The sequence below is a fragment of the Westiellopsis prolifica IICB1 genome (assembly GCF_004323185.1).
Taxonomy (GTDB): domain Bacteria; phylum Cyanobacteriota; class Cyanobacteriia; order Cyanobacteriales; family Nostocaceae; genus Pelatocladus; species Pelatocladus prolificus_A.
Genome location: NZ_NAPS01000002.1, coordinates 1,343,301 through 1,354,375, shown reverse-complemented (window position 1 = coordinate 1,354,375; position 11,075 = coordinate 1,343,301). Strand labels below are relative to the sequence as shown.

Genomic DNA, 11,075 nt, shown 5'->3' with positions numbered 1-11,075 from the left:
CACTCCCCACACTTCCCACACTCCGCACACTCCGCACACTCCCCACACTCCCTTGTCTTTCTTGCCTTACACTCTTGGTTTCATTGAAACTCCTGATGTCTTGGGTAAAGACCGCAAGAGCAAGCATCTTTTTCTATTTTTTATAAATATATTAATCAGTGTCTAATGTCTTCCCACCTACTGTGGAAATGCACAGAAAAAATAGTGTGCAATTATACACTTTCTTTTACTGATATGCTGGTTTTGAGTTATAAAAACTCAGTTACTTACAGAACTAAGTAAAAGATTAGTCAATAAGATTTTATAAGTACATAATTGTTGCAGTGTTTGGGTTTTACGTTTTCTAGCGATTGCATTTAAGATTAAAAAATTGGTATTTTTTATTAACCTCTGTTCTTTTAAACTTTTCTGACAAGAGTGTCTCATGAATTTTTGTAAAAATTTACATGTTTTTATGCTTACAACTAAGCATAAAAACATGTTTTTTCTTTACATTTAATTCTTATGACTTCTCCTATTTTCAACATTGGTCTATTAATTTGCTCTGGCTAAGTATATATACCAAAAAATTTCCACATAGAAAAGAATTTGAAAAAAAATCAATATACAAGCCTATACGCATTTGAGGGACAATAACTCTAGTCAAACCGACACATTGCCAAAATGCTTGATTCTCTGGAAAAAAGCAAGGTGGGCATTTTTAGCCGGATTTTTTAGTTGCCGTGCATTTTTAGTAAAAAAATAGTTGTTCTTTGCAAACTGTAATTTAGGTCGTTGAACTTATGATGACAAACTCCCAAAGCCCAACTTTGCCAATAGAATCATCTACTTGTTTACCCCCGACTGATGCTAAAACTAGGGTCAGTCAGTTCATGAAACAGTTACAAGACGAAATTACACAAGCTTTGGAAAAATTGGATGGTGTAGGGAAGTTTCAAGAAGATTCTTGGGAAAGACCAGAAGGAGGTGGGGGGCGATCGCGCGTCATGAGTGAAGGCGCGATCTTTGAACAAGGTGGTGTAAATTTTTCTGAAGTTTGGGGTTCCCATTTGCCACCTTCAATTTTAGCCCAACGTCCAGAAGCAGCAGGACACGGTTTTTATGCAACTGGTACTTCTATGGTGTTGCATCCCCGTAATCCTTATGTACCCACCGTTCATCTTAATTATCGTTACTTTGAAGCTGGCCCGGTATGGTGGTTTGGTGGTGGTGCTGACCTCACACCCTATTATCCATTTGCGGAAGATGCTAGTCATTTCCATAAAACTTTCAAACAAGCTTGTGATGCTCATCACTCAGAGTATTACTCAGTATTTAAACGCTGGTGTGATGAATATTTTTATTTAAAGCACCGGGGTGAGACACGGGGTGTTGGTGGTCTATTTTTTGATTATCAAGATGGCCAACAAGGTGTTTTGTATCGTGGTCCCCATACTGATGGTGAGGCGGCTAAGTACAGCAATCAAGTAGGGACTATTAAATCCCGTAGTTGGGAAGATTTATTTGCTTTTGTGCAAAGTTGTGGTAGTGCTTTTTTACCTGCGTATGTGCCGATCGCTCAACGCCGACACACAATAGAATATGGCGATCGCGAACGCAATTTTCAACTATACCGTCGAGGACGGTATGTTGAATTTAACTTGGTTTATGACCGAGGTACAATCTTTGGGCTACAAACCAACGGACGCACAGAATCAATTTTGATGTCTCTACCACCACTGGTACGTTGGGAATACGGCTACAAACCCGAACCAAATACACCCGAAGCGGAATTATACGAAACCTTTCTCAAACCCCAAGATTGGATAAACTGGACACCAAGCCACACGTAAAAAGTGTGAGTTAAACTACTAGAGATAAGTGGTTAGTGGATAGTAGATAGTCGATAGTGGTTATTGAGTTGTAAAATAATTAACCAGCAAATACTGTATGGGTGTAGACGCGCTCTCTTGCGGCTTCAAGGCTAAGTACGTCTGTACTCAATAAGAAGCCATGGGGTGCGTCTACGCCCCTACTAACTACTAACTAGTAGATTTCGACAAAGCCAAAGGGAGGGAATGTGATAGACATCGATCAAAAAACTTATACAACCCAAGACGGCAATACTGTTATCGTACTAACACCTACAGGTCGCTTGGATATCACCACAGCATGGCAATTTCGTTTGAAATTGCAAGAATGTATTTCTAAATTTAGTCGTCATGTAGTTGTAAATCTTGCTCAAGTCAATTTTATTGACAGTTCTGGTTTAACTTCTTTGGTCGCAGGAATGCGCGATGCTGACAAAGTTAAGGGTAGTTTCCGTATTTGTAATGTTCACCCAGAAGCCAAACTGGTTTTTGAAGTGACAATGATGGATACGGTGTTTGAAATCTTTGAAACTGAGCAGGAAGCTTTAGAAGGTGTACCTCGTAGTATCGCCAGCTAGGTTAAGTTGGCACAAATGTAAAGACGTGCCATGGCTCGTCTCTACTAGTTGGGGTGGTCATTTGTCAAAAGTCATTTGTCATTTGATTTTGGATTTGGGATTGATTCCAGACACTTCATCAATAACATTTGGTACTGTTAGTACTGTTCTCGCTTGGTGTAGCGATAAGGTCCCATAATCGCTCCCCAAGTTGCACTAGCAGTGTTAGGATCAATTCCTTTGTCGTAAGTTTTCAACTCTTGTTGAGAAACTTCAAATCCCAGGGAAACTTGTATGGTGTTACCTGCATAATTAAAGCAGCAACGAGTGTTTGCAGGTGCGATCGCAGTAAATTTATATTGGTTGGGAGCTAGTATTTCTTGACTTATATTGAGAACGCAACCCGGTAACAAATCTAGTTTATCAGGTGTCAAGGTTTGAAGTAACGAAGGGTTATGACCAGCACCACGTAAAGCTGCTGGGTCTTTAGGCATGTAGTATTGTACTTTGAGAGGAGTATCATGATTATACCCAGAGGTGAGCCGCATTATTCTTTGGCGGTAGGGTTGGTCTAATTTAACAATACTGGCTTGTTCAGCAAATAAAGTAATACTGTCTTCTGAAAATAGAGGTATAGGTATTTGCCACAAACGTAAATGGACATACCAAGCAGGTTCTGCTAAAGCTTGTTCTCTATTGTCAAACTCACCCGCTAGATATTGACCTAAGGCTATTAACTCTGGTAAAGAAGTCATAGGATTTTGGATTTTGGATTTTGGATTTTAGCTGAAGCTCAGTTAATGTCCGACGGGATACCGGGAGTCGCGCTCGTAGCCCACACTTACAGCTTGCACCAAGTGTGGGAGTATGTCACCTTAACCGAACTAGTACCCAATCCCCGATCCCCGATCCCCGTACTCTATGAGAAGCCGCTGACGCGTCTACGCGTAGCGTCTCCTCTGGAGAATCCCCAATCCCCGATCCCCGTTACCCCTTATCCCCAGAGGGGGCCCCACCTTAAGCNGGAGAATCCCCAATCCCCGATCCCCGTTACCCCTTATCCCCAGAGGGGGCCCCACCTTAAGCGATCCCCGTACTCTATGAGAAGCCGCTGACGCGTCTACGCGTAGCGTCTCCTCTGGAGAATCCCCGATCCCCTCAAAAACCAAACTTGGCAAAGTGACCTGAAAGCGAGAAAATAAACATACGTCGCCCTAAAATATTGAAATTTTTTTTGTGAATAACGTTCGTACTGTATCAGATACAAAGCGCACTTTCCACACTCTCCACACCCGACCGATTAATACCATTTATCGGAGAGTGGTAGAGGAATTGATGGTAGAAATGCACCTGCTCGCAGTAAATATTGATTTCAGCTATAACCCAATTTTTGCTTTGGGCGTCGTTACTTGCTTTGATCGATTTATGCAAGGTTATGAACCTGAATCGGACAAGGAATCGATATTTAACGCCCTACTGCGATCAATAGAAGCAGATCCGCAAATCTATAAACAGGATGCTCAACGTCTGCAAGAGATAGCAAAAAGTTTGCCACCTCAAGATTTAATTGCTGCTTTAAGCCAACAAACTCAGTTAAATCGAGATGCTGACTTACAATCTCATTTGCAAGCGATCGCCAGCAATCCTAAATTTAAATATAGTCGTTTGTTTGCGATCGGTTTATTCTCTTTGTTAGAACTGTCAGACCCAGAACTAGTCAAAGACGAAAAACAACGCACTGAAGCACTCAAATCCATTTCAGCAGGCTTACATTTATCTGATGACAAACTCAATAAAGATTTGGAACTTTATCGTTCCAACCTAGATAAAATGACCCAAGCATTAGTAGTAATGGCTGATATGCTCTCAGCTGATCGCAAAAAACGTGAGCAACGTAGTCAACAATCTAGTACCACACTTACCCCTCCAACTGCTAGCGAATAAATAATGATTGTTGGTTATTGTAGAGACGTTGCACTGCAACGTCTCTACAGGATTTAAATGTCAATCTCTTTGTTTTATCCGAACAGTATTGGAATCACTACTAACTGTTCAATGGCAAAATAGTATAAATTATCTTCATCACTATCGAGAGTGTTAGCGCTCCTAAAATTGCGCTCCAAATCCCAAAACGTAAGCGGAATCCTTGTACTAAATATGCTGCTATCCCAAAGCAGATAACAGTAATTAAAAATGAGAAAAATCCATCAAGCCATCCAAGTGTCAAGATATTTGGTAGCTTGAATGTAAACTCTAGTATTGGTCTAACTAATGCTGTCACAATTCCAAATACAGCAGCAGAAACCAAAGTTTTTTGAGGAGTATCAATTTCGACTCCGATCAAAGGCACTTTACTAATAATATAAAAGCTCGCAGCTACTACTAACCAAGCAATAAAAAGCGATACAATATTCATTGCCACAACCCTTAACACTTGAATGGCGATTGGTAAAAAAAAGGCAATAAAATCTCCTCGGTTTATGTAGAGAAACAAACCGAATATGAAGCTTTAATCTGTAAGTTAGCAGAAAAACTTTAGCTAGCGAAAATATATTTTAGATATCTTTAGGTTTAGAAATTTAACAGACGTGCGTTAGCTCATATCTTGCATCAGCTTTTCATCCCGCCAACAAATAAATTTATTGGCTAATAGCTAAAGTCAGATAAATCTGACTAGGACAATGTCTGAGTCCGTTTTAACGGACTTATGTTATTAGCCTCACAATTAATTTATTGGCGGAATACGGGGTTGGTGCAAGATATCAGTTAGCGAAGCCATGCGCGTTAGCGCTATTCGCACATCTGTTAACTTCATATTTAAGGAGCAGAATTAGTGTTACTTGGTGCTGTGGGTTGTTGAGGAGAAGTACCACTGTTAGACTGACCAGGTGCAACAGGGAAAGGAACTGAATTAGGAATAGCAGGGGAGTTGAGGTTAAGCTCACCTTGAGGATTAACAGGAGTAACTGGTGCTGCGCCAGGGTTGACCGGAAAAGAGGGAGGATTAAGAGGAGAAGAACTGGCTGGTTTATCTGAAGAGCCTGGTATGATTCCCAAAGATACGCGATCGCCTCCTACTTGTCGCAGCAAATCTAATAATTCTATGACATCGTTATAAGTTGCTGAACGAGAAGCATTGAGTACTAAAGTACCATTGGGATTTTTCTGCAAATAATTTCTTAAAATCCCTGCTAGCTGTTCGCGTTGAATCGGTTGTTTTTCTACATAGGTTTGACCAACAGCATCAATAGTTACAGGTAAAATGTTTTGACTTTGCGATGCATTTATATTACCTGCTGCTGCGGAACTGGCTTTAGGTAAGTCAACATTAATTGCTTGCTGGCGAGTAAATTGTAAAGATGCCAAGATGAAAAACGTCAAAATACAAAAAATGACATCAATTAACGGAATGATCTGGACTTGAGCATCTTCAATGGGAGCATGTAAATTAATTTTCATATTACATTGTTTGGCGTTAAGACGGTAATTAGTAATTGCTGATTAATTCATGGCTGATAGTTGATGGTTGATTGCTCCAAAAACAAACAACAAACAACCAACAACATACATAAACTTACTTGTCAGAATCAGATGGATCTGGATCTGAAATTTCTGGAGGTTCAGAAAACTTATTTTGAGTTCGCTTGCGCCCAGTAATGAATTTCCCACCAGTAGAATCCCGAACAATCGCTTCAGGTACGTTGATATTAGATTTACCTTTGCTCAAATCAGGGGATGATTGCAAATACAGAATTTCCAAATCATTCCCCGCTTGACGGAATATTTTGACTTGATTGACTAGTAAAGCTTGAAAAAATCGATAGAAGATCAAGCTAACAATAGCGACTCCCATTCCTATAGCTGTACTGTATAGAGCTTCTCCAATACCTGTAGTCACTCCTGCTGTTGCTTCTGTTCCCAAATCGCCAATCCGAATTGATTCCAAAGATTTAATTAATCCCCAAACTGTACCAAACAATCCCAACAAAGGAGAAACAGCAATCACAAGTTCTAAAACTTTTTCACCTCGTCGCATGTGAGCTAATTCGGTTTCTGCTGTTGACTCTAGTGCTAGTCGAAACAGTTCAGTATTGCTTACCGGTTGGCTTAAAGGAGCATACAAAAACCTACCAATTGGCTGATCAGTTGCTTGTTGAGCCATATTTCTGGCGATTCCCCAATCGTTACGCGCAGCTTCTAGAATGCGATTAACAATTTCCTTTTCTTGACTTAAAATTCGTAACCAGAACCATAGACGTTCTAAAATCACACTTAACGACAATACTGAAAACAAAAGTAATGGCCAAATCACTGGCCCAACTTTACGAAATATATCTAAAATCTCCACTGCTTAGATTCCCTCCTTCCGTTTTTGTAGCAACTATCCCACAGCATTTTAATACTAGAGTGGTAAAGGTGGCTTTGTTGAATCTGAGAAATATGGGGAACTCTTAACGGAGATTGAGGATTGGGAAAATTAGTTTTGCAATAAACAGGAATTTTTTTATAAAAATTTTTATCAGTAATTTTACAGAAGCTGGACTATAATATTATTTCAATTAACGACAGCATAGGTTACTCCAGAAGTAGTGAACTTAAATGCGGGTGAATATTGAATATATAGCTTATGTATAGCTTCTGGAACCATCGTTGAAATCATATTGGCAAAGCTAAAGGACTTGACAAGCTTGCCTTAACCTGAATCTGCTGAGTTTGGCTAAGACTCAACACAGATTTTTGTGCAAAAAACCTTTGTGGTAGTAATTTACTTGCTACCACTTTCTTGCTCTTCAATTGCAATGCGCGGAATTATATATGAACAGTAGAAAAGAAAGTGAAACAAACGGAAAAGCTCATGAAAGGAACATTGGTGAGATATTTACTCCTTTGGGAGGAGGAGAATATATGGAGGAAAGCTCAGGTCATCCGGTTGAGAGAGAACAAATTGTGAAAGAAGATAAAGATGAAAAAGGCAATGGATGTAGTTCCAAAAAAGCCTAACTAATGCAATATCTATCCCCATACCTGATTTTAACTGTTGTGGGGATAGTAATCAGAGGCTGCTTAAGAGGCAATTATGGAAGAAGAATTTGCTCAAAGGTATCAAATTATCAATTCATCTGAAGAATTGAAAAAAATACCTACTAGAAAATCCTATACTAGACCACTTCACATAGTGACATACTGGAGAAAAGATAATGATTTTTTCATTGAAAAAACTACCCTAACTTTAGGAAAAGCTCTAAAACAATCAGAAATTGAAGCAGCTAAATCGATACATAATTCTATCGAAGAACACTTCGGATTAACCAGAAAAGAAGTTTTCAGTGTACTATTGGAGCTTTATGGGGGAGAAAATGGCTACTATGTTGTTGATTTAAAAAATCGGCAATACTTTTACTTCAAAAACTACGAAGATATGAAAGTCAAGCTAGAAGAATTAGGCTGTAAACCAGTTGATTACTGATCATTCAAATCTCTCTCCATCCTCACTTCACCGCTTCATTGTGTGACTTTAATCACCACTTTTCCAAAGTGAGATGCGCTTTGCAAGTAACGATAAGCCTCTTGTGCTTCATTAAAAGCAAATACTTTATCTATAACTGGTTTAACTTGATGTTGAGCAATGGTTTGATTCATTGCTTCAAAAATTTCTCTACTACCTACATAAATTCCCTGGACTGTCACACTTTTAAAAAGTATTGGTAAAGGATCTACTTGTTCTCCTCTACCCGACAGAACTCCAATTAAACTGACACGTCCACCAATGCGGACTGCTTGTAGAGATTTTGGTAAAGTGCCAGTACCACCTACTTCTATCACATGGTCTACACCAGTGCGATCGCTCAATTCATAAACCTGGTTGTCCCAATCCGGCGTTATTTTGTAGTTAATCGTCTCGTCAGCACCTAATTCTCTGGCGCGTGCTAGTTTCTCCTCGCTGCTAGAGGTAATAATTACTCTCGCACCATGGATTTTGGCAAACTGGAGAGCAAAAATAGATACTCCACCTGTCCCAAGTAATAATACTGTGTCATTGGCGTTGACGTTACCTTTAGTTACTAAGGCGTGCCATGCTGTTACAGCTGCACAGGGTAAGGTTGCACCTTCTTCATAGGAAAGATGATCGGGTAATATTACTACCCCGTCTTGGTGTAAAATAACATGCTCTGCTAACATACCATCAATGCCACCCCCCAAATCAGATTTCATCTTCTGGCGGGTGAGTTGACCGTAAATCCAGTCTTGAAAGAAAATACCAGCGACGCGATCGCCTACTTTAACTCGTGTTACACCTTCACCGACAGCGATCACTTCACCTGCACCATCGGACATCGGAATGAGTGGATATTTTTGCGTAGGGTTATAAGTTCCTGTCGCTACTATCAAGTCACGGTAATTAAGAGATGTGGCGTAGACACGCACGAGAATTTGACCTGCTTGAGGTTTTGATTCTGGTCGTTCCACTAATTTCAAGGCGTCAATACCTGCATTATTTTGAAGTTCGTAGGCTTTCATATTATGTCCGTTTGAATACTTGTATTATTCGTCAAGGTTGGTCATTGGTCATTGGTCATTGGTCACTTTCTATTATGCTGGCTATGAAGAGAGGAGCAACAAAAGGGTGAAGTTTGAGTTTCAATTTAGGAGGAAACGATGTATTTTGGTGGTGATACCATTTCACTAAAACCCTGATACAAATACAAATGGTGTAGAGACGCGATATATCGCGTCTGGTACAAAATTTATGTGTATCGTGATTAACGTGAAATGGTATGAAATCAAAGATATCGAAATATATAGAAATCAGCAAAGACCTGGTTTTGATGAACCATTTCACAAAGTCAGATTTATTCTGCAATCAAATGGAATCGAATCAGTCCAGGTAGATATATGGGTGCATCCGAATTACCCAGAAAACAACTTAGTGAAAGTTGCAAAAACATTTTTACACAGGCGTTTACTTGATCTGGTGGAACTGGCGAGTGAAGATATTTATCAGCCAGAGGAAGTAGACACTCTTTGGCAAACTGTAAAACCCTGATAACTGTTTTCCTTATTGACCAGGACTTACGCAAAAATCGCCAAAAAGCTTTACTTAATTAAACCGCCAAGAAGCCAAGATGCCAAGAATTGGTAGAGTGTGCGTAAGTCCTATTGACTTATAATCTCCGTCGTCAAGTCTTTGAGGTTCGTCGGCGAGTCTTTGATACTCGTCGGCGAGTCTTTTATACTCGTCGTCGAGTCTTTGATACTCGTCGGCGAGTCTTTGATACTCGTCGTCGAGTCTTTGATACTCGTCGGCGAGTCTTTGATACTCGTCGGCGAGTCTTTGAGCTTCGTCGTCGAGTCTTTGATACTCGTCGTCGAGTCTTTAATACTCGTCATCGAGTCTTTGAACTCCGTCATCGAGTTTTTGAAATAGTAAATATTAAGATTAATTTGAAAAGAATATGATATTAGACTTCATTCTCAAGATGTATATTAACTGGACTGGAAAACGTTAGGCTTTTAAGTATTTTGACAATTATTCAGTTCCCAGACTGCAAGCTGAGAACGCAACTGGTGAGGTTCTACCAAGGAAAAACCATGAAAACACGTAAGTTAGGCAAACAAGGGCTTGTTGTTTCCGCTTTGGGACTTGGTTGTATGGGAATGTCTGAGTTTTATGGCGCTCAGGATGAGGCTGAGTCGATCGCGACTCTTCACCGCGCTTTAGAACTGGGTGTGAATTTCCTTGATACTGCCGATATGTACGGTTATGGTGCAAATGAGGAACTTGTCGGGAAAGCGATCGCAGATCGTCGAGAGCAGGTAATTTTAGCAACAAAGTTTGGCATTCAACGCAGTCAAAATGCTAGTTCCCGGAGTATCAACGGTAGCCCAGAATACGTTCGTCAAGCCTGTGATGCTTCACTGAAACGGCTGAAATTTGATTACATTGACCTCTATTATCAGCATCGTGTTGATCCAAATGTGCCAATTGAAGACACAGTGGGAGCAATGGCAGAACTTGTACACCAAGGTAAAGTTCGTTACCTGGGACTTTCGGAAGCTGCACCAGCAACGATTCGTCGCGCCAATGCAGTTCACCCAATTACAGCGTTGCAAAGCGAGTATTCTTTGTGGACACGCGATCCAGAAGATGAAATTTTGCCGACTTTGCGGGAATTGGGAATTGGCTTTGTGGCTTATTCTCCTTTGGGAAGAGGCTTTTTGTCTGGACAGATCACTAGCATTGATGATTTAGCACAAGATGATTTTCGTCGTGTTTCGCCTCGTTTCCAGGGTGAAAACTTCAACAAGAATTTGCAATTGGTGGAATTAGTAAAAGCGATCGCCGCTGAAAAACAAGTAACTCCCAGTCAACTAGCACTAGCCTGGTTGTTAGCACAGGGAGAAGATATTGTTCCCATTCCTGGAACTAAACGCCGCAAGTATTTAGAGGAAAATGTGAAAGCTGTCGAGGTTACTTTAACACCGGAGGATTTGCAACGCATCGATGAAGTTGCTCCTAAAAATGTCGCAGCAGGCGATCGCTATGCGGACATGAGTACAGTTAATCGTTAGGGAAGGGGGATCGGGGATTCTCCAGAGGAGACGCTACGCGTAGACGCGTCAGCGGCTTCTCATAGAGTACGGGGATTGGGGATTGGGGATCGGGGAT

Annotated in this window: 13 protein-coding genes; 8 read left to right on the top strand and 5 right to left on the bottom strand. The window is 40.5% G+C overall.

The annotated features are described in order from the left end of the window. Nucleotides 1-782: 782 nt before the first annotated feature. Together hemF and B4U84_RS20155 are read left to right on the top strand one after the other, a co-directional pair. Entirely contained in the window at nt 783-1,832 is a 1,050-nt protein-coding gene (gene hemF / locus B4U84_RS20160) for an oxygen-dependent coproporphyrinogen oxidase (protein WP_131120310.1), read from the top strand. 227 nt (nt 1,833-2,059) lie between these two features. Continuing rightward, complete coding sequence (locus tag B4U84_RS20155) at nt 2,060-2,428, top strand: STAS domain-containing protein (protein WP_017310937.1); 369 nt, start codon at nt 2,060-2,062, stop codon at nt 2,426-2,428. Between the two features lie 137 nt (nt 2,429-2,565). Here B4U84_RS20155 and B4U84_RS20150 read toward each other — a convergent pair whose 3' ends face one another. Beyond that, the gene (locus B4U84_RS20150) at nt 2,566-3,162 is read right to left on the bottom strand and encodes a chromophore lyase CpcT/CpeT (RefSeq protein WP_131120308.1); all 597 of its coding nucleotides are present in this window, start codon (nt 3,160-3,162) and stop codon (nt 2,566-2,568) included. 481 nt (nt 3,163-3,643) lie between these two features. Here B4U84_RS20150 and psb29 point away from each other — a divergent pair, with 481 nt between their 5' ends. Then, entirely contained in the window at nt 3,644-4,351 is a 708-nt protein-coding gene (gene psb29, locus B4U84_RS20140) for a photosystem II biogenesis protein Psp29 (RefSeq protein ID WP_071524766.1), read from the top strand. Nucleotides 4,352-4,451: 100 nt separating this feature from the next. Here psb29 and B4U84_RS20135 read toward each other — a convergent pair whose 3' ends face one another. From B4U84_RS20135 to B4U84_RS20125, 3 genes are all read right to left on the bottom strand, one after another. Further along, the gene (locus B4U84_RS20135) at nt 4,452-4,823 is read right to left on the bottom strand and encodes a phage holin family protein (RefSeq protein ID WP_017310933.1); all 372 of its coding nucleotides are present in this window, start codon (nt 4,821-4,823) and stop codon (nt 4,452-4,454) included. 401 nt (nt 4,824-5,224) lie between these two features. Continuing rightward, complete coding sequence (locus B4U84_RS20130; protein WP_017310932.1) at nt 5,225-5,866, bottom strand: ExbD/TolR family protein; 642 nt, start codon at nt 5,864-5,866, stop codon at nt 5,225-5,227. Nucleotides 5,867-5,981: 115 nt separating this feature from the next. Then, the gene (locus tag B4U84_RS20125; protein ID WP_017310931.1) at nt 5,982-6,755 is read right to left on the bottom strand and encodes a MotA/TolQ/ExbB proton channel family protein; all 774 of its coding nucleotides are present in this window, start codon (nt 6,753-6,755) and stop codon (nt 5,982-5,984) included. A gap of 467 nt (nt 6,756-7,222) precedes the next feature. Here B4U84_RS20125 and B4U84_RS20120 point away from each other — a divergent pair, with 467 nt between their 5' ends. Together B4U84_RS20120 and B4U84_RS20115 are read left to right on the top strand one after the other, a co-directional pair. After that, complete coding sequence (locus B4U84_RS20120; protein WP_017310930.1) at nt 7,223-7,408, top strand: hypothetical protein; 186 nt, start codon at nt 7,223-7,225, stop codon at nt 7,406-7,408. Between the two features lie 76 nt (nt 7,409-7,484). Further along, entirely contained in the window at nt 7,485-7,874 is a 390-nt protein-coding gene (locus B4U84_RS20115; RefSeq protein ID WP_017310929.1) for a hypothetical protein, read from the top strand. A gap of 35 nt (nt 7,875-7,909) precedes the next feature. On the opposite strand, the gene B4U84_RS20110 is transcribed toward B4U84_RS20115, so the two are convergent. After that, entirely contained in the window at nt 7,910-8,926 is a 1,017-nt protein-coding gene (locus tag B4U84_RS20110; RefSeq protein WP_131120304.1) for a zinc-dependent alcohol dehydrogenase family protein, read from the bottom strand. A gap of 229 nt (nt 8,927-9,155) precedes the next feature. Between B4U84_RS20110 and B4U84_RS20105 the strand changes: the two genes are divergently transcribed. The 3 genes from B4U84_RS20105 to B4U84_RS20095 all read left to right on the top strand — a co-directional run bounded on the left by B4U84_RS20105 (nt 9,156) and on the right by B4U84_RS20095 (nt 10,978). After that, the gene (locus tag B4U84_RS20105) at nt 9,156-9,452 is read left to right on the top strand and encodes a hypothetical protein (RefSeq protein WP_131120302.1); all 297 of its coding nucleotides are present in this window, start codon (nt 9,156-9,158) and stop codon (nt 9,450-9,452) included. Between the two features lie 113 nt (nt 9,453-9,565). Next, the gene (locus tag B4U84_RS30715; protein WP_165490322.1) at nt 9,566-9,865 is read left to right on the top strand and encodes a hypothetical protein; all 300 of its coding nucleotides are present in this window, start codon (nt 9,566-9,568) and stop codon (nt 9,863-9,865) included. A 132-nt stretch (nt 9,866-9,997) separates the two neighbouring features. Beyond that, nucleotides 9,998-10,978 (top strand): aldo/keto reductase, encoded by a 981-nt coding sequence (locus tag B4U84_RS20095; protein WP_044446959.1) that lies wholly within the window; start codon nt 9,998-10,000, stop codon nt 10,976-10,978. The last annotated feature ends 97 nt before the right edge of the window (nt 10,979-11,075 follow it).